17 protein-coding genes are annotated in these 19041 nt (G+C 29.5%); 9 read left to right on the top strand and 8 right to left on the bottom strand.

The window, feature by feature from the left end:
• Positions 1-64: 64 nt before the first annotated feature.
• On the bottom strand, positions 65-505 hold the full coding sequence (locus tag HW119_RS16030; RefSeq protein ID WP_177766323.1) for an SRPBCC domain-containing protein: 441 nt from the start codon (positions 503-505) through the stop codon (positions 65-67).
• A gap of 462 nt (positions 506-967) precedes the next feature.
• Here HW119_RS16030 and HW119_RS16025 point away from each other — a divergent pair, with 462 nt between their 5' ends.
• Entirely contained in the window at positions 968-2098 is a 1131-nt protein-coding gene (locus HW119_RS16025; RefSeq protein WP_177766320.1) for a cupin domain-containing protein, read from the top strand.
• 95 nt (positions 2099-2193) lie between these two features.
• Positions 2194-3159 (top strand): transporter YfdV, encoded by a 966-nt coding sequence (gene yfdV / locus HW119_RS16020; RefSeq protein WP_177766316.1) that lies wholly within the window; start codon positions 2194-2196, stop codon positions 3157-3159.
• 221 nt (positions 3160-3380) lie between these two features.
• Here yfdV and clcA read toward each other — a convergent pair whose 3' ends face one another.
• A complete protein-coding gene (clcA, locus tag HW119_RS16015; protein WP_218620382.1) occupies positions 3381-4709 on the bottom strand; it encodes a H(+)/Cl(-) exchange transporter ClcA in 1329 nt (442 codons plus the stop codon).
• Positions 4710-5184: 475 nt separating this feature from the next.
• Between clcA and HW119_RS16010 the strand changes: the two genes are divergently transcribed.
• The 4 genes from HW119_RS16010 (at position 5185) to HW119_RS15995 (ending at position 9394) form a co-directional block, all read left to right on the top strand.
• Positions 5185-5607, top strand: coding sequence for a Fur family transcriptional regulator (locus HW119_RS16010; RefSeq protein ID WP_177766309.1), 423 nt, complete (start codon positions 5185-5187; stop codon positions 5605-5607).
• A 72-nt stretch (positions 5608-5679) separates the two neighbouring features.
• Positions 5680-7728 (top strand): heavy metal translocating P-type ATPase, encoded by a 2049-nt coding sequence (locus HW119_RS16005; RefSeq protein WP_177766306.1) that lies wholly within the window; start codon positions 5680-5682, stop codon positions 7726-7728.
• 165 nt (positions 7729-7893) lie between these two features.
• Positions 7894-8703, top strand: a complete 810-nt coding sequence (locus tag HW119_RS16000) for a helix-turn-helix domain-containing protein (RefSeq protein ID WP_177766303.1) — start codon at positions 7894-7896, stop codon at positions 8701-8703.
• A gap of 73 nt (positions 8704-8776) precedes the next feature.
• Entirely contained in the window at positions 8777-9394 is a 618-nt protein-coding gene (locus HW119_RS15995) for a DUF417 family protein (RefSeq protein WP_177766732.1), read from the top strand.
• 130 nt (positions 9395-9524) lie between these two features.
• Here the strand turns inward: HW119_RS15995 and HW119_RS15990 are convergent, their stop codons facing one another.
• The 5 genes from HW119_RS15990 to HW119_RS15970 all read right to left on the bottom strand — a co-directional run bounded on the left by HW119_RS15990 (position 9525) and on the right by HW119_RS15970 (position 12463).
• On the bottom strand, positions 9525-9806 hold the full coding sequence (locus tag HW119_RS15990; protein ID WP_177766300.1) for a hypothetical protein: 282 nt from the start codon (positions 9804-9806) through the stop codon (positions 9525-9527).
• Positions 9807-9941: 135 nt separating this feature from the next.
• On the bottom strand, positions 9942-10322 hold the full coding sequence (locus tag HW119_RS15985) for a hypothetical protein (protein WP_177766297.1): 381 nt from the start codon (positions 10320-10322) through the stop codon (positions 9942-9944).
• 457 nt (positions 10323-10779) lie between these two features.
• Positions 10780-10923, bottom strand: coding sequence for a hypothetical protein (locus HW119_RS15980; protein ID WP_177766294.1), 144 nt, complete (start codon positions 10921-10923; stop codon positions 10780-10782).
• Positions 10924-11099: 176 nt separating this feature from the next.
• Positions 11100-11729: a hypothetical protein gene (locus HW119_RS15975; RefSeq protein WP_177766291.1), complete on the bottom strand. Its 630-nt coding sequence runs from the start codon at positions 11727-11729 to the stop codon at positions 11100-11102.
• A gap of 179 nt (positions 11730-11908) precedes the next feature.
• Positions 11909-12463: a hypothetical protein gene (locus HW119_RS15970; protein WP_177766288.1), complete on the bottom strand. Its 555-nt coding sequence runs from the start codon at positions 12461-12463 to the stop codon at positions 11909-11911.
• 601 nt (positions 12464-13064) lie between these two features.
• Between HW119_RS15970 and HW119_RS16665 the strand changes: the two genes are divergently transcribed.
• Positions 13065-13892, top strand: a complete 828-nt coding sequence (locus HW119_RS16665; protein WP_218620380.1) for a thiamine pyrophosphate-binding protein — start codon at positions 13065-13067, stop codon at positions 13890-13892.
• Between the two features lie 264 nt (positions 13893-14156).
• On the top strand, positions 14157-14669 hold the full coding sequence (locus HW119_RS16660; protein WP_218620377.1) for a thiamine pyrophosphate-dependent enzyme: 513 nt from the start codon (positions 14157-14159) through the stop codon (positions 14667-14669).
• A 149-nt stretch (positions 14670-14818) separates the two neighbouring features.
• On the opposite strand, the gene HW119_RS15960 is transcribed toward HW119_RS16660, so the two are convergent.
• A complete protein-coding gene (locus HW119_RS15960; RefSeq protein ID WP_177766285.1) occupies positions 14819-15271 on the bottom strand; it encodes a DUF1493 family protein in 453 nt (150 codons plus the stop codon).
• Positions 15272-15489: 218 nt separating this feature from the next.
• Between HW119_RS15960 and HW119_RS15955 the strand changes: the two genes are divergently transcribed.
• A complete protein-coding gene (locus HW119_RS15955; RefSeq protein WP_177766281.1) occupies positions 15490-15777 on the top strand; it encodes a hypothetical protein in 288 nt (95 codons plus the stop codon).
• Positions 15778-19041 lie beyond the last annotated feature (3264 nt).

The raw sequence follows: 19041 nt of genomic DNA, 5'->3' as shown, positions 1-19041 counted from the left end.
TTTCTTGTTTTGATATTTATTTATATAATTTTGAAATAATTTTGTTTTCAAAAGTTTTAAAAAACTACGAACGCATAAACTCAAAGGCACCTTTACGCAGATTAATACCATATTCCAAATACGCTTTTAAACAAGCTAGAAAATTTGCCCAGCCAAACGTATTTCCGCTAAACCATTCTAAATTTTGGTCGTTCAATTCTTTTTCACCTTCCGAAACTCTTACAACAACAGATTTATCTGCTTGTTCTTCTAAACAAATTTTAACGGTTGTGTTATTGTCCCATACAAAAGAAACGCTAACGTTTTCGACAATTTTTATATTGTTGACGATAGATTCGTGTTCCGGAAATTCGGGCCATTTCCATTTAACTTCTTTATTTTCTTCTAATTTTCCAGTACTTTCAGAAATGAAATATTGTGTCATTTTCTCCGGATTAACAAGAGCTTCAAAGATTTCGTTTATTGGTTTTTGGATCTGTATGGATGCATTTATAACTAGTTTCATAAATTATACTATTTATAATTAGTACTTGTTTTCTATCCGAACTAGGTAATTCTAAAGTAGAACGAATAAGTTATTAAATATAAAGATAATCAAAATGAGAAAGATTCTTCGTTATGATTTTTTAGAGTACAATTTAATGATTCAATAAAGTTTTAATTCTAAAAGAAATTCATTTTTAATAAACGAATAGAATATAAATTAATGTATTAAACTATAAAAACTTCTATATAGATAGATTAAATAATATTCAAATTGATTTAAGTATTCAATTTTAAACAAAATATTTCTCATTTTTTACATTATAATTAATTTAGAATAATTTTAATTTCATATCAATATTTAAGTTAATTTATATTTTAAATATCTTAAAAAGTGTAATGTTTTAGATTATTATTTTGATTTTAGCATAAATTGTCTAAATTAGTAATTCACTTTTTTTATAAAAAACAAATTTTAATTATTATGAAAACAGAACAACCTATTCGAGGAACTCAAGGGGCAGATATTGTTGGGCCACGTAATCCAGAAGTCGAAAAACAAAACCCAGATATTTTGTTACCTCCAGAAACAGATCATGGTGGTATTCCAAATTTAAAATTTCCATTTGCTATGGCGCATAACCGTTTAGAAGATGGTGGTTGGGCTCGCGAAGTTACCCAAAGAGAAATGGGAAGTATGGAAGAAATGGCTATTGTGAATATGCGTCTTCCTGCAGGTGTTACTCGTGAACTTCATTGGCATAAAGAAGGTGAGTGGGCTTATGTCCTTCAAGGTAAAGTAAGATTTTATTTAATAGATGATCAAAGAAATGTTTTAATTGAAGATTTAGAAGAAGGTGATCTTTGGTACGCACCTCCAGGATTTCCACATGCTATTCAAGGCTTAGAGGAAGGAACTGAGTTTGTACTTGTATTTAATGATGGTAATTTTTCTGAAAACCAAACACTATTACTAACAGAGCTTTTTGCTCATACACCAAAAGAAGTATTAGCGAAAAACTTTGGAGTTGCTGAAAGTGCATTTGATGGAATTCCAGTAAGTGAAAAATATATTTTCCGTCTTCCTGTTCCGGGACCTCTTGAAGAAGTACGTAAAGAATTAGGAGCTGTAAATTTCACTAATAAATACGTTTTTAAAGCATCAAAAGAACCTAAAAAAATGTTTGAAGGTGGCGCAACTCAATTGGTAGATAATCAAACTTTTGAAGTTACTGATCTTGCAACGCTTATCATTGATTTAGAACCAGGAGGAATGAGAGAAATCCATTGGCATCCAGATGCAGATGAACTTCAATATTATATTAGCGGCCAAGCACGTATGACTGTTTTTGATGCTGTAAATAATGCAAGAACGTTTGATTTTGTCGCTGGTGATGTTGGGTATGTTCCAAGAACATTAACTCATTATATCGAAAATACAGGAACAGAACCAGTACGTGTTTTAAATGTTTTCCATAAAGGTCGTTATAGCGATGTTTCATTAAATAACTGGTTGGCTTTAACACCTAAAGATCTTGTAACAGGTCATTTAGATATTGAAGAACCATTTATTTCTTCTTTACGTCAAAAATATCAAACCATCGTTAAAGGTTAATCGAATTTATATGTATTAAAAAGATAACTGATCTAGTAATATAGTACGTAAGTTACTACTAGATCAGTTTTTTTATAAACTTAAATAAAAAATATATGGAAGATTTTATGTCTAAGATGCTTTTTTCTGATCTGATTCCCATTTTAGTTATTATGGCTATTGGTTATATCAGTGGTAAAAAAAATGTTTTTCAAGAAGGTCAATCGCAAGTATTTAACAAGCTTGTGTTAGATTATGCTTTACCAGCAGCCTTATTTATCTCAATTGTTAAAGCAGATAGAAAAATGTTATTTGAAAATGCAACTTTAACAATTATATCTGTAGTAGGACTTGTTATTTTATTTATGGTGTCTTATTACAGCATGCAATGGTTTTTTAAACGTTCAAAAGCAGAATCTGCCGTATGTGCGCTTGTAGCAGGTTCTCCAACTATTGGATTCTTAGGTTATGCGATTCTTGATCCACTTTACGGAACCGGTATTGAAACCGGATTAGTTGTTGCAATTGTTGCAATTGTTGTTAATGCGATAACACTTCCAATAGGTTTGTATTTATTGAATTCAGGTAGTAGTGCAACGACGGCTAAAGATAGCAAAGGACAAGGAAGTGCAATTTTAGATTCTTTAAAACAACCTGTGGTTTGGGCCCCATTATTAGCTGTTCTTTTGGTATTAGTTGGTATTAAATTACCATCTCAAATCGACCCTACATTTAGTTTATTAGCACAAGCTAATTCAAGTGTAGCTGTTTTTGCAGCTGGACTTACGCTTGCTGCCTATAAATTCGAGCTTGATTGGGAAATTGCTTACAATACATTCTTTAAGCTAGTTTTAATGCCAGCTATTTTCTTAGGTGTCGGATTACTTTGTGGCTTAAGCAGTTTAGTACTTCAAATGCTTGTATTAGCTGTTGCTTTACCTCCTGCATTTTCAGGTGTAATTATTTCCGGAAAATACAATGTGTATACGCGTCAAGCGACATCGAGTCTAGCAGTAAGTGTTATTGGGTTTATAATTGCGGCACCAACATGGGTTTATCTTGCTAAAGTATTAAGTAGTTAAATTTTAGTTGTTAGATATTTATTTAAAAAACTCGCTTAAATCATTTTAAGCGAGTTTTTTGTGATTATTACTTTTATGTATTTAAAATAATATGTCGGAATATCAATAATTTTTGTTTCATAAGGTTGTTCTAAACTAAAATAAAAACAAAACCTAATAGTCTTAATAAGTTGTTGTTATTGTTCTGAATTTAAAAAAATGTATTGTCTACAGTAAAATAATTATTTCTTATTATTATTTTTTAAAGTAGTTTGAAGTATGGCTGAATACAAAGGTGATGCTCCTAGTGTTTGCGCCATAAAAGTTGCAGCGGCACACGTTAAAATTAAAGGTAGAATAAGCATATAACTATTGGTCATTTCCATAACAATTACAATTCCAGTAAGTGGAGCTCGAATGGTTGCTGCAAATAATCCTGCCATTGCTAATATGGTAAATGAACTTAGATGAATATTATAATGTGGAAAAATGGGTTGAATTAAAAACCCAAATAAAACACCAATTACTGCTCCTAATGCCATCGTAGGTGAAAAAATTCCTCCTGGAGCGCCAGAACCAAAACAAAAAACAGTTGCAAAAAAACGAAATATAAAAATCAATAGCAAAGGATAAAATGCATAGAATCCTTCTGCTACTTTAGGAATGATATTAAAACCATCTCCAGCTAATTCTGAAATAAGTGAAAATAATAAGCCAAAACTTCCAGCTAAAAGTGCTCCTGTAATTATAAAATTATATTTATTCTTGTTATAGAAAGTAGCTAAAAAACTTCGGGTACGTAAAATTAAAAAATTTGAAAATGAACCAATACTACCTAAAATCAATCCAAGTAAAATAAAAAGCCACAAGCTGTTTAAAGGTACAGAATCAGGTATTTGGATAGCTAAGATAGGTGCAGAATTTATCATAAGTTGATAAGTAAAGCATGCACTAATGCAACCTACAAAAACAGCTTTAATTGAAGTTTTTGTGTAGGTAAACTCATCGTGCATTTCTTCAATAATAAATAGAATTCCTCCAAGCGGAGCATTAAAAGCTGTCGTAATCCCTGCACCTGCGCCTGTAGCAATAAGTGTGTGTTGCGAATCTTTATTTTTAAGTTTACATGTATCAGATATCATTTTACCTAAATTAGCACCAATTTGAACGGTAGGACCTTCTCGTCCTAAAATCATCCCACTTCCAAGAGCAGCTAAACCGCCAAAAAATTTGACAGGTAAAACTCGGCACCAGCGTATAGGTCTTAAGTCAATTAAAGCACCTTCAACTTCAGGAATACCAGAACCGCTTGATTCAGGAGCATATCTTTTAACCAAATAATAAGCGATACCTCCCATAAAAGCTGCAATTAAAAAGATTAAAAAATAGTTGATAAAAGCCGATGTGATCAATGAATTTGATAAAAAATTTTTATGCCAATTGATAATAAAGTTTAGTGAAAGTTGAAATAATGAACCTATTAAACCTGTTAAAGCCCCAACGATAGCAGCCAAAAAAAGAATAATAAAAGGAGAACGTTCTTGCAAACGCTGCAATTTTTTTGTTATCAATATTTTTTTTTGGTCATTAATATACATATCACGATATCAACCTTATTATTAGGTGTTTAATTTTAATTAGCGTTAAGATTTTTTGAACTAGTAAACCTATTTTTACGGAGAATCTAAACATTTAAAAATAAATTTTGATATTATGATAATTATAAAAATATTTTTATTAATTCGATTAAATTTATGAAAAACTGCTAGAATATACAATTAACCTTAGATTTTTTTTAAGTGTATCAACTTGTGTCTCGCGTTTGTTTAATATAAAACAAAATAATTATTGCTATTGAATGGAATAAACTTTTAAGATTTGATTAAATAGAAGTGCTCAGATTAATTACTGTAATGTAAAATAAATGAATCAATATGCAATTTGTTTCGAGTACGAGTATATTATTAAATTAAAGAATTATTCATAACTTTAAATCTATACTCAAATTAGGTAATTAAGTAAACAAGAGAATCAAAGCCGATTACAATGAAAAAAGATATAGAGCAAAAGTTATTGCATAAAAATACCAATCCTACAAGTATGCGCATATTGGTTTATGATTTTCTTGACAAACAACAAGAAGCCTTGTCTTTGTCACAAATAGAAAATCATTTTTACAATGCAGATAGAATTACAATTTACCGAACGTTAAAAACTTTTGAAGAAAAAGGCATTGCACATAGCATACAAGAAAATACAACTACAAAATATATTTTATGTGACGATGGTTGTGACGAGAAGACACATAAAGACTGGCATTTGCATTTTTATTGCAAAATTTGCAAAAGAACCACCTGTAAAGAAGATTTTTTGATGCCTCAAAATCAAATGATGGATTACAGAATTGACGAAATAAAATTATTTGCCAAAGGCATTTGTGAGAGTTGTTTAAATGAAGGTTTGCAATAGCATTGCATAGTTTCACTGTTTAATTTTGTAATGATTAAAACTACGATAGCAAACAACTTAAAACAACAAAAAATGAAACATAAGCATAAAGATAATGTACAACACAAACAGCTATGTTGTACACAAGAAGAAAAAATACACATACAAACAGGTACTAAACATTTGTCTCAGGATGAAGATTGTTGTAGTTCTCAAAAAAATAAACATCATAAAGATAGTGATAATGATGAGCACGACCATTCGCATTCAGTAAGTACCGATAACGTTTTCAAAATGTTCCTACCTGCCATTATTTCCTTAGTACTTTTATTAACTGGTATTGTAATGGATTACTGGTTACCGCAAACATGGTTTACTAATTGGGTAAGAGTCGTTTGGTATGTAGTTGTTTATTTACCTGTTGGATTACCTGTAATCAAAGAAGCAATTCAAAGTATTAGAAAAGGAGATGTTTTTTCAGAGTTCTTTTTAATGAGTATAGCCACCATAGGTGCATTTGCTATTGGAGAGTACCCTGAAGCTGTAGCAGTTATGTTGTTCTATGCCATAGGCGAAGTATTTCAGACTTTAGCAGTTTCTAGAGCCAAAGCAAACATCAAGAGTTTACTTGACCAAAGACCTGACCAAGTTACAGTTTTAAGAAATAACGAAACTGAAATTGTAAAAGCCGAATCTGTAAGTATTGGAGAAATCATACAACTAAAACCAGGAGAAAAATTAGGATTAGACGGCGAATTAGTATCCAATATGGCATCATTCAATACCTCAGCGTTAACAGGAGAAAGTAAACCTGACACAAAAAATAAAGGTGAAACTGTTTGGGCTGGAATGATAAATCTGAATTCGGTAGCGCTTATAAAAGTTACCACAGCATATACCGATAGTAAGTTGAGTAAGATTTTAGAATTGGTTCAAAATGCTACTTCTCAAAAAGCACCAACAGAACTCTTTATACGTAAGTTTGCTAAGATTTATACACCAATTGTTGTCTTTTTAGCATTAGCTATTTGTTTGATTCCCTATTTTTTTGTTGCTGATTATCAGTTTAAAGAATGGTTATATAGAGCTTTAATTTTCTTGGTTATTTCTTGTCCTTGCGCATTGGTTATCAGTATTCCGTTGGGATATTTTGGCGGAATAGGTGCGGCTTCTCGCAACGGTATTTTATTTAAAGGAAGTAATTTTTTAGATACACTTGCTAGCATTCAAAATGTAGTTATGGACAAGACAGGAACAATGACCGAAGGTGTTTTTAAAGTTCAAGAGGTGGTATTTGATACAACTTTTGATAAGTACGAAATATTGAAAATAGTCAATGTATTGGAAAGTCACAGCACGCATCCTGTTGCAACTGCTATACATGAATATGTTGGTAAACCAGATAATCAAATCCGTTTAGATGGCGTAGAAGAAATCGTAGGGCATGGACTTAAAGCAACTGTAAACGGAAAAAAATTATTGGTCGGTAATTTCAAGTTGATGGATAAATTTGAAATTCAATATAATATTGACCCTAACAGTATTGTATATACGACTATTGCTGTTGCTTATGATAATATCTTTGTTGGCTATATTACAATTGCCGACAGTATCAAAGAAGACGCAAAACAAACAATCAATCTGTTACATAAGCTCAACATCAAAGTGACTATGTTGAGCGGTGATAAAAGTACAGTAGTAAAATATGTAGCGAATCAGTTAGGAATAGACCAAGCTTTTGGTGATTTATTACCCGAAGATAAAGTAAATCGAGTAAAAGATATCAAAGCACAAGGTAAAAGTGTTGCTTTTGTTGGCGACGGAGTAAATGATGCACCTGTAGTTGCAATAAGTGATGTTGGAATTGCTATGGGCGGTTTGGGAAGTGATGCTACTATAGAAACTGCAGATGTGGTTATCCAAGATGACATGCCTAGCAAAATACCAATGGCAATAACAATTGGTAAACAAACCAAAAAAATTGTTTGGCAAAATATAAGTTTAGCATTTGGTGTAAAAGCTATCGTGCTTGTACTTGGAGCTGGTGGATTGGCTACCATGTGGGAAGCTGTTTTTGCTGATGTTGGTGTGGCTTTGTTAGCTATTTTTAATGCTGTACGAATACAACGAATGAAATTTTAAAATATAATGGAACAAGTTTAATCATTAATTTAAAAGTAAATTAAAAGAATGATACTAAGTCGAGTTTTTTCATTCAAGTAATCAATATTTGTATATATTTTTTACATCAATTGTTTAGAGATATTTGAATAAGTTATAAATTGCTCAATTTGGTTAAATATTATTATGAAAACAGAACAGATTATTTATATTAAAAGAAATAGTACATCTTTTGACTTGCGCTCAAATCTATATCAAATTCTTTTGTTTAAAAGCGAGGCAAAATTTAGCATTGATTTAGTTGATTATTCTGTATCTTCAAATCATATAGTTTTCCTAAGTCCTTATCAGAATTTTCGTCTATTTGAAGGTTTAAACGTATGTGCTCTTTCATTTCATGCCGATTTTTATTGTATAGAATATCATAAAAAAGAAGTTGCTTGTAATGGTATTTTATTTAATAATATTTATGAAACTCCATACGTTTATTTATCAGAAAATGAGTTTTTAGAGATTGAACATATTTTCTCAAAAATTGATTCATTACAAGATTTGACTCAATCGTATGACATATCTTTAAAAAAAACGTATTTACAATTAATTTTGGCATTATGTAGTAAACAAAAACTTCTTTCTAAAGCAGCGCGTTCAAATTTTAAAAATGATGAATTGTTTGATTTTAAGCTTTTAATTGAACAGCATTTTACAGAAAACAGAAACATTTCATTTTATGCCGAACAATTCCATCTCACTAACGATGCTTTTAGCAAAAAAGTAAAATCAATTTATGGAAAACCACCAAGTATTTTGATTAAAGAACGTTTAATTTTAGAAGCAAAGAAATTACTTCATCTTACATACAAAAACATAAATGAAATAGCATTTGAATTAGGCTTTTCGGATGAATTTCATTTTAGTAAGTATTTTAAAAATGAAGTAGGTATCTCACCCAAACATTACCGTGATGAGGTAGGTATATCTATTGTAGCGAAATAATACATTTTTATAACGTAAATAGACATTTATTTCCCCAATAGAATATAAGACTTTTGCATCTAAATATATCATGATGCAAACCTTATTACAAATTTTAGCAAATACCCAATCAATTTTTTTTAATACCTTACGAGTTGCAATTTTTATTGTAATGGCTTGGATTGGTGGTTTAAAAGCCTTTCCTTATGAAGCTGATGGTATTGTACCTTTTGTAAGCAATAGTCCAGTAATGAGTTTTTTTTACAAAAAGTCAAATGTTTATGTAAACAATGAAAGTCAAAAAAATATGAAGGAATATACACTTTATAAAAATCCAGAAGGTAAGGTCGTTCAACAAAATATTGATTGGCATAAACAAAATGGTACTTATGCATTTTCTTATATTTTAGGAACTGTAATTTTAAGTATTGGTTTACTTGTTTTGTTAGGTATTTGGTTTCCTAAAATCGGTTTATGGGGAGGTTTACTAACTTTTTGTATGTCTTTAGTTACTTTATCTTTTCTGATAACAACACCAGAGGTTTATGTTCCTAATTTAGGTGGCGATTTTTCAACTCCACATTTCGGTTTTCCTTATTTATCGGGTGCAGGTCGTTTGGTTTTAAAGGACGTAATTATGTTAGCAGGTGGATTATTAATAGCTTCAGATTCAGCTACAAAATTAGTACGAGTTAAAAAAGATATTTTATAAATCAAAATTATAACTACTTCTCTTATTTAAAAAAAGATATTTTCATCAATACCTAAAATTTGCAAAACTTTTACAATGATTAAAAAGGTTGTTTATAAATTGTGACTTGTTTAGTTTATTAAATCAATGATTATTTATTTTTCTTTGGTTTTATAAATACTGACAAAATTAAAAATGTCAAAAGAAACATTGCAAATTGAATAATAAAAACGGGATAAATAATTTTAGATTCAGCAAATCGATATCCAAAACTTACCGCAGATACAGGTAAAGATATAAGTAAACCATACAAAGACCAATTGCCATAAAGCGGATCTGCTGGATAAATGGAACAAACAGATAAAGTACCCAAACCAACATATAAAAACGCAATAAAGCCAGCTAATTTTCGATTTCGTAGATATTCCATCATAAACAGGTTGTCTTTTTTTCAATTACTTTCTAACTTGTAAATTTATGCACATTTATTAAAAAATATTTATAAAAATAACTTGCAATAAAAACTACAAACTATAAGTGTTTTAATTTGAAAGAGTATTAAATTTTGTTAACGAGAATCATTTACGTTTTTAGCGAAATGTATTTTAGCTTGAAACGTAATTTCCCACAGAGCAATAGAAATAATAGCATTTGTTAAAATAGCAGTTTGTATTCCGTAAGCATCCGAATTCGGTGCCAAATTTAATTTTAAAATTAAATTGACTAATAATAAAGAAATTAAGGAAATTAAAAATGAAATAATGATATTAAATATAAAATTCCATTTTAAAAAAATAAAGGCCAAAAAACAATTTAAAATTCCAAAACCTAAAATTAGAACATTTTCAAAGTCGATAAATTCAATTAGGTTGTCAATTGAAGCAATTGGAAAAGCAAGAATGATATACAAAATTAGAAAAACAATATAATATAAAATTCTTTTTTTCATCTCACGTTTTTATTACAATTCTAGTTTATTAAACAAAGCACTATTTTGAATAAATCAAAAAGCAAGCAACTTTTTTTAATTTATAAAACTAACAAATAAAATGGAATAGGCAATTGTGACAAAAAAGTAAATTAGTAATTTGTACTTACTAAGCTTTGAATTTTTTTTATATGTTTTAAATTTATTGACATGTCACCTACTTCGTAATTACCAAAATAAATTATTCCGGATCTTCAAATCTAATTAATTCAGTAATTCGTTTTGGTTGATTTACTTTTTCTTTTAATTCTAATGGTCCAAATGGTGTTAATAAAGATTTATTCACATCAAGGAAATAAATAAAGAATGTTAATCTTGTAGTTTCATTAGTTTCTTTGGGTAAATTATATTCATCACCAATTATTTTAGTTCCTTCAAGATTAAGATATTTTTCAAAAAAAGGAGCTTGCCAATTCCTTTATGGTTGATTTTCTATTTGTTGTGTGAATTCACCTATTTCAATTTCAGACGCTTTTTTATTAATTAATAATTCAACCAAAGTTACATCGGGATTTTTATCGACCGAATACAAACCAATTAAATTCACTAAATTTTGATCCATTTTTTTAAGTATTTTGATTATAAATTGTAGTTTTATGATAAAATTAAGAACAATAAAATATGCCATTTTCTTTTATAAACCTATTTAAAATAAAAGAGGTGAGTAGTACCAAAGAAAAATGTATTTAATAGTTTATTTATCAACTAAAAAGGCTTAATATTAACAATGTAACGTTGTTATTTCCAAAATTTCCACCAAGATTTATTATTTGTTTTTTTATTTAAATTATTATTATCTCTAACTTCATAAAACGAATTGTTTTGATGTAATTCATTCCATGTACCACCAACAACTTCTCTCGTTTTAAGGTTAATTGAAAAAACGTGCCATTCTTCATTGAAATTTGCAGGAAAGTATGATTCGCCATAAAGCATATCATCAGTAACCTTTAAATTTCTTATGCCATCCCAAGAAATTCGACTAGTTTCCCAAAATTCACCATTTAAATTATCAAAAACAATAATATTAATGTCATTTGCAAATATCAAACTTCTATCAGCTGTTTCAACTATTTCATTAATTGTAATTCCAAATATTTTTTGTGGCACTTCATAGTTTGGATTCATAATATAAACTCGACCACCAGCAATTACAATTATTATATCGTGTTCAGGAAAATCAAATACTTTTGAATAATTTGTCCAACCAAGCGCAAAATTAGCTACCCATTGTGACTTATCGGATTTGTAAAAACGAACTACAAAACCTTCTGAAAAAAAAGGTTCTTCTGAATCTGAAATAGAAATGTACATTGGTCCGTATGCAGGTAATGAATTTAATATTTCATATTTTTTTTCTATTTCCATTTGTGTCTTTTTACAAAAATATCATATATCTGTGTGAATTTATTATTAAAACAAAATCTAAACAAGCAACGCTTTTTTTAATTTTTTAATAAAATTGAAATGACGATTACAACAAAAAAAGAAAAACAAAATCGATATTTGTCTTTACTTACCATTACTCTGTTTTAATGATGTGAGCACTACGAAGTAAAATTTGTGTTATGTACAGTGTTTTTGTTTTTTATTAGTTGGTAACTTTCAATAACTTTCGTTCCGAATATAGAATTTTTATAATTTAGTTTAATCATATAATTTTTAATAATATCTTCTCTTGTGAGATGCTTTTCATTTTTAAAGCGTATTGACTGCTTTTTTCCATCAAATATGAAATATATTTTTTCCATTCTGCCAGAAAAATAATTGTTTATTTGACAAATTCTTTCAATTTGATTTCCATTTGTTAATTTAATAATGGCAAAGTTCAATGGTATTTTTAACATAGTTGTAAATAAAATGGCAAAAACTATTAATGCCAAAATATTAAAAAATTGATGAAGAAAACTTTTTCGCTTAATTTCTTTACTGTGTTTATTGTTTATAAAGAAAAGTACAAAAAACAATATTAAAAAAAATGTATAATTTAAAAAAATTGGAAAATCTAAAATTCTGTTTTCTTGACGTATATAAAGAATAATAGAAATTAAAATAATAAAGTAATTTATTTTGTTTTTTAAAATTTTATTTATTAAATCCATTTATTTTTACTGTATGCTTTACATTGTCCTTAACATGACGAAGCTTAACCCATGTGGCTAAAATTAAAGCCAAAACTTTAAAATTTACCAAAACCAAGTCACGCCCTTTTGATTTTTTAAATGTAATAAATAAAAATGAAATTGACGATTGCGACAAAAAAGAAAACCAACTTCATTTTTTATCATTACTAAAAATTGTAATACCCAAGCATTCAAATGATACAAAGTAAAACTTGTGTAAATGGTTGTAAATATTTAGTTGTAATAGGTTAATTGTAAGATTGTTAATTATTTAGCAACTTAATGCAACAATAAAAAATCCGCTTATATAACTGTTCATTATATTTAAGGAATAACATAATACTTATCAAACTTAAATAGATTTTAGAATCTTTGTCGAGCTTTGTTTTTATAATATCAAAATAAAAAACTTTATTAGCATTGAATTATTTTTAATACAAAAGTATTTAATGTAAAAAACAGTGTTGAATCGAGTTTCAAAAGTTTTTTAGTATATTATTACATAAATAAGCCAGTAAAAAAATGTTTTAAATTATTTTAATTACGTATTTTGGATAAAACTTTTAATTTATTATAAAACATGGCTACGGTACGCGAAAAAACGTTTGAATTATTAAGAAAACTTAATATCGATACCATTTTTGGTAATCCAGGTTCAACAGAAGAAACCTTTCTTCAAAATTTCCCTTCAGATTTTAATTATATTCAAGTTCTTCAAGAAGCTTCTGCAGTTGCAGCAGCAGATGCTTATGCCCAAGCAACCCAAACCGTTGGGCTTGTAAATGTTCATACCTCAGCAGGCTTATGTAATGCAATGAGTAATATATTAACTGCCAGTATGAATAAAACACCTTTAATAATTACAGCCGGAAACCAAACTAGAGAAATGCTTTTAATGGAACCTTGGCTATCAAATCCACAAGCCGAAGAAGTCCCTAAACCATTTGTAAAATGGAGTTACGAGCCAAAAAGGGCAGAAGATGTACCAGATGCTTTTATGAGAGCATACGCAATGGCAATACAAGAGCCTGCAGGTCCGGTTTTTCTATCCATTCCATTAGACGATTGGCAAAAAGAAGTCAATAAAGAAATTGTAGTTCGTAGTATTGCACATAGAATAGCCGCAGATCCAAATAGACTACAAGAATTTGCAACATTAATTGTACAGGCAAAAAATCCAGTATTGATTTACGGAGCAGATATAGCAAAACATAACGGTTGGAAACAAGCAATTAAATTAGCAGAAGCCTTACAAGCACCCGTTTTTGCAGCACCTTCTTCAGAGCGTACACCTTTTCCAGAAAATCACCCACTTTATGCAGGTAATTTACCTTTTGCAATAAAACCACTAGCAGACAAGTTAGAAGGTTTCGATGTAGCTTTAATAATTGGAGCACCTGTTTTTTGATATTATCCATACGTTCCAGGAGATTATCTACCAAAAAACTTAAAACTTCTACACATAACAAACGACCCCACCGAGTCTGCAAAAGCACCTGTAGGCGATAGCTTAGTAAGTAATCCGGTATTAGCTTTAGACGCGTTAGCAAATTTAATTGATTTAAAAGAAAAAAGAACAGCTAAAGTATTTAATACCCCATCAACCAAAACCAAAGAATCCAATGATAATCAATTAACAGCCTTTGAGGTTTTTAGTGCAGTAAGAGAGGTTATGCCACAAGATGCCATTTTACTAGAAGAGTCTCCTTCCAATCTAGCCGATCTGCATGCTGCTTGGCCTGTTACATTTCACGACGGATTTTATACTGCCGCAAGCGGTTCTCTTGGTTGGAATGTTCCTGCTGCTATTGGTATAGCACTTGCAGAAAAAAGAAGTGGTAAAAACAGACAAGTAGTAGCATTCATTGGCGACGGTTCATTTCAATACGCTATTCAAGGTATTTGGACAGCAAAACAACAAAGCCTACCAATCATTTATATTGTTCCAGTTAACGAAGAGTATGGTATATTAAAATCATTTGCTATCTGTCAAGACACACCAAATGTTCCAGGCCTAAATATTCCAGATTTAGACTTTGTTTCTCTAGCCAAAGGTTATGGATGTAATGGTAAATCTGCAAACTCATTAGCAGAACTTAAAGAGCTTTGCATCCAAGCCATGAAATCAACCATACCAACAATCATACAAATACCCATAACTAAAGATATTCCAAACCTTTATTAATCCAAAAAAAGCAAACGCCTCATACCATACGTAGAGGCGTTTATAATAAATAGAAATTACAACTTAGAACTTTAAATCATTCCCAATTTCCCAATTTCCCAATTTCCCCATTTCCCCATTCCCATTTATAAACTTGTAACTTATAAAGCTTAATATATATATTTAATCTCGTTTGAAGTTTTGAATTCTTTCTCTAAAAACCAAGTAATTAAATCTTTAACGTTTAAATCTTTCACATAACGATCTTCACCAGTAAATTCAGGATATTTCAAATTCAATTGTTTAAATGTTATTAAGTTTAATAAAAACATTGGAATTCTTATAATCAAGATAAAAATATTTTTAAATAAAAACACCGGATTACAAATTTCACCCTCATCTAAAAAATATTCATTATATGTAAAGCTGTCATGATTTAGATTATTTTTCAAAATAAAATCTTCTAAAAGAAAGTAATTATCATCTCCATCAAAACCTAAATCGCCAGAAATAGTTGTCTGTATCGAAGTAATTTTTTTTCCTCTTTTTTCTTCAAGAAAAGAAGTTACATAATTATATGCATTTTTCAATTCAGAATAGCTAACATATTTTACTTCTCTCATTTATACATAAATTTTAGTCATAAATTACAAAATAAACCAACACAAACCTAATATTTTATTTGCCTAAGTTGTTAGGTATTTTTCAATCTTATTAGGTTTCATTTGTCAAAACAAATAAAACAGTAAAAACTACAAAATTATAGAGCAAAATCAAACTAAATAATCCAAATACAGCAGTTTTTTTTGTATATTGTAAAGTCTTTTAAAAAAAAATCACAATGACAGCGTATGATGAGAAAGACAAAATGTATTTGGGTTTAATCAATTTAAGAGAAGAAATCCAAAAATTAAAAAACGATTTACAACATTTAAATTGGCAAAACGTTGAAGTGTTGTTGCTCGAAGAACAAGACGTGTTAACTTTTTTTAAAATAAGTAAAACCACCTTTTACAAATACCGAGAAAAGTTTAAAATTATACCCATTGAAATTTTTGGTAGAAAATTATACAGCAAACTTCAAATTTATAACTGTTTAATAGAACATATTTTAAAGTTAAGAGCCTAGGCTCTTTTTTTTATACAAAGCTTCTTCATTTTACCCCGTTTTAATGTTAATGTCATTGTAATGTAACATGTGTATACTTGCATTCAACGAGGTATTAAAAGTATAATAAAAATACATTCATTGAAAACACAATAAAAATTAAGTAGAATCGTAACTCCGACATACAGTCAAAATACAAGTAGTCTAAAAGTTGAGAAAAGCGTAAAATTAAAAAGCTGATTATTCGAGCGTTAATATTTGTTTTGGTTCTCATGAATACTGCGCCTTAGTCGCACAGCTTAAATAGTGAAGTCATAAAGGCTTGTATTTGAAGCTTTGAAAAAGCAAGACCTTTTTGATTTAGCGTTCGAAACCATTTAGACCGTATTTAGACTGCGTCGAAAACCCCTTTTCGTTCTTTTGGGGGTAATCCAAACCGAAGATTAACTTCGTTCAGTCGCAAGCTCGAGTCACAGATTCCCTAATTTAAAAATAACAAAGAAGAGGTAAAAGGACAAATAGAATTATAAATCTAAAATAAACTCTTGAAAACTTGATGCGATGCTGTACTTCGACGAAGCTCAGTAACCAGTTCAACATGACATAATAGAATATTTAGGACAAACAAAACAAGTACATTGTGATAGGGAATCGGGAAAAGAGAATAGGGAATAGGGAATGATTTTTTGAAAATTTAAAGATTTGAAAATTTGAAAAAGAAATTAAATATTCCACAGAATAGATTATTATGTACAAGCAAAAACATTCATTGAAAACACAATAAAATATAAAGCAGAATCGAAACCCCGACATCAAAAAGAAATACGTTAAGAAAATGAAGCTTTTTGCGTAAAGAATCATTTGGCTGACTGAAGCTTTGAAAAAGCAAGATTCAAATGATTTAGCAAAATGCGCGCATTTTTAGAATTTCTTTTTGCAGTCTTGATCTTTTGGTTCGTTTTGCATCAAGGCAAAATGAACAGAATAAAATACCAAAACGAGTACGTACTATTAAAACCATAACAAACACTTGAAAACTATATACGATGCTGTACTTCGACGAAGCTCAGCAACCAGTTCAATATGACATAATAGAATATGAAGTACAGGCCAAAAACGTTCATTGAAAACACAATAAAATATTAAGTAGAATCGTAAACCCGACATACAGAATTTTGACGAGAATCTACAAGGTGCAATTTCGTAAAAAAGTAACCTCTGTCCGAAGCGAAGCAAGTTTATTCGAGTGTTAATATTTTTTCAAGTTTCTCATGAATACTACGCCTTACACGTGTATTTTAAAAAGCTAAGTCATTAAGGCTTGTATTTGGTTACTTTTAGAAATAAGCCGTAGTAGATCGTTAAAATACTGCGTCGAAAACCCCTTTTGTTTCTTTTGGGGGTAATCCAAACCGAAGGTTCACCGACTCCCTAATTTAAAAATAACAAAGAAGAGGTAAAAGAAAGAGTGAATTATAAATCTAAAATAAACTCTTGAAAACTATATACGATGCTGTACTTCGACGAAGCTCAGCAACCAGTTCAACATGACATAATAGAATATTTAGGACAAACAAAACTCGTTCATTAGAATAGGGAATAGGGAAAAAGAGAATCGGGAATCGAATTTCAAAATTTAAAGATTTGAAAATGAAATTAAATATTCAGTAGAATCGAAAACCCGACATCAAAAAGAAATACGTTAAGAAAATGAAGCTTTTTGCGTAAAGAATCATTTGGCTGAATATTCGAGTGCTAACATTTTTTTAAGTTTCTCATGAATACTGCGCCTTACACGCTCAGTGTAAATAGCCAAGTCATTAAGGCTTGTATTTGAAGCTTTGAAAAAGCAAGACCTTTTTGATTTAGCGTTCAAAACCATTTAGACCGTATTTAGACTGCGTCGAAAACCCCTTTTCGTTCTTTTGGGGGTAATCCAAACCTAAGGTTCACCGACTCCCTAATTTAAAAATAACAAAGAGGAGGTAAAAGAAAGAGTGAATTATAAATCTAAAATAAACTCTTGAAAACTTGATGCGATGCTGTACTTCGACGAAGCTCAGCAACCAATTCAACATGACATAATAAAATATTAAGTACAAGCAAAAACATTCATTGAAAACAAAACAAAATATTAAGCAGAATCGAAAACCCGACATCAAAAAGAAATACGTTAAGAAAATGTAGCTTTTTGCGTAAAGAATCATTTGGCTGACTGAAGCTTTGAAAAAGCAAGATTCAAATGATTTAGCAAAATGCGCGCATTTTTAGAATTTCTTTTTGCAGTCTTGAACTTTTGTTTCTTTTGTTTCAAGACAAAAGAAAAGAAAAAGATAATTAGTTCTATTAAAACCTAGACATACATTTGAAAAACTATATACGATGCTGACCCGAGCCTGTGAATTATACGTAGTAATCCAAGTTTAGCATGACAAAATATAATATTAAGTACAAACAAAACAAGTACATTGTGATAGGGAATCGGGAAAAGAGAATCGGGAATCGAATTTCAAAATTTAAAGATTTGAAAATGAAATTAAATATTCAGTAGAATCGAAAACCCGACATCAAAAAGAAATACGTTAAGAAAATGTAGCTTTTTGCGTAAAGAATCATTTGGCTGATTATTCGAGCGCTAACAATTTTTTAAGTTTCTCATGAATACTGCGCCTTACACGCTCAGTGTAAATAGCCAAGTCATTAAGGCTTGTATTTGTGTTCTTTTGAGGGTAATCCAAACCGAAGGTTCATCGACACTTTAATTTAAAAATTACAAAGAGGAGGTAAAAGAACAAATAGAATTATAAATCTAAAATAAACATTTGAAAAACTAGATGCGATGCTGACTCGAGTTTCCCAACTACGTTTCACTTCGTTGTCTTCTTTTTTAAAAAAAAGAATCAAAAAACCCCTTTGAGAACTTCGTTCTCTTTTATAAGTTTTAAAATTAAGTTTTTCAAAAGTGAAGAAGAAGAGATGTTTAAAGTGTTTTGAATAGTTTAAAGATTATTAAATCCAACTCCAACAACAACAAACAACAATTCTCCTTTTGAATAAAATGTAATATCATTTAACACAACATCATTTAAACTTCATACAATCCATTTTTATACTTCAATTGATAAAATATTCATTTGAATAAATAAAACAAAGTACAACTTTTAAAAACATCTTTTCATTATTTCAATATCCAAAACAATTAAAATCCTTTTGAATAAAATAAAGTAATTCACTTTCAATTATCTATCAAACATTTCATACAACAACATTTATTTTAAGTACTAC

Origin of the sequence: Flavobacterium sp. I3-2 (genome assembly GCF_013389595.1) — a bacterium.
GTDB lineage: Bacteria > Bacteroidota > Bacteroidia > Flavobacteriales > Flavobacteriaceae > Flavobacterium.
This window is presented reverse-complemented; position numbering and strand designations above follow the sequence as displayed.

Bases quoted from the DNA above. Each gene is read 5' to 3' on its own strand.
- HW119_RS15985 (WP_177766297.1), bottom strand. From the start codon at position 10,322: ATGAAAAAAAGAATTTTATATTATATTGTTTTTCTAATTTTGTATATC.
- HW119_RS15990 (WP_177766300.1), bottom strand. From the start codon at position 9,806: ATGATGGAATATCTACGAAATCGAAAATTAGCTGGCTTTATTGCGTTT.
- HW119_RS16010 (WP_177766309.1), top strand. From the start codon at position 5,185: ATGAAAAAAGATATAGAGCAAAAGTTATTGCATAAAAATACCAATCCT.
- yfdV (WP_177766316.1), top strand. From the start codon at position 2,194: ATGGAAGATTTTATGTCTAAGATGCTTTTTTCTGATCTGATTCCCATT.
- HW119_RS15975 (WP_177766291.1), bottom strand. From the start codon at position 11,729: ATGGAAATAGAAAAAAAATATGAAATATTAAATTCATTACCTGCATAC.
- HW119_RS15970 (WP_177766288.1), bottom strand. From the start codon at position 12,463: ATGGATTTAATAAATAAAATTTTAAAAAACAAAATAAATTACTTTATT.
- HW119_RS16000 (WP_177766303.1), top strand. From the start codon at position 7,894: ATGAAAACAGAACAGATTATTTATATTAAAAGAAATAGTACATCTTTT.
- HW119_RS15980 (WP_177766294.1), bottom strand. From the start codon at position 10,923: ATGGATCAAAATTTAGTGAATTTAATTGGTTTGTATTCGGTCGATAAA.
- HW119_RS15955 (WP_177766281.1), top strand. From the start codon at position 15,490: ATGACAGCGTATGATGAGAAAGACAAAATGTATTTGGGTTTAATCAAT.
- HW119_RS16660 (WP_218620377.1), top strand. From the start codon at position 14,157: ATGCCACAAGATGCCATTTTACTAGAAGAGTCTCCTTCCAATCTAGCC.
- HW119_RS15960 (WP_177766285.1), bottom strand. From the start codon at position 15,271: ATGAGAGAAGTAAAATATGTTAGCTATTCTGAATTGAAAAATGCATAT.
- HW119_RS16005 (WP_177766306.1), top strand. From the start codon at position 5,680: ATGAAACATAAGCATAAAGATAATGTACAACACAAACAGCTATGTTGT.
- HW119_RS15995 (WP_177766732.1), top strand. From the start codon at position 8,777: ATGCAAACCTTATTACAAATTTTAGCAAATACCCAATCAATTTTTTTT.
- HW119_RS16025 (WP_177766320.1), top strand. From the start codon at position 968: ATGAAAACAGAACAACCTATTCGAGGAACTCAAGGGGCAGATATTGTT.
- HW119_RS16030 (WP_177766323.1), bottom strand. From the start codon at position 505: ATGAAACTAGTTATAAATGCATCCATACAGATCCAAAAACCAATAAAC.
- HW119_RS16665 (WP_218620380.1), top strand. From the start codon at position 13,065: ATGGCTACGGTACGCGAAAAAACGTTTGAATTATTAAGAAAACTTAAT.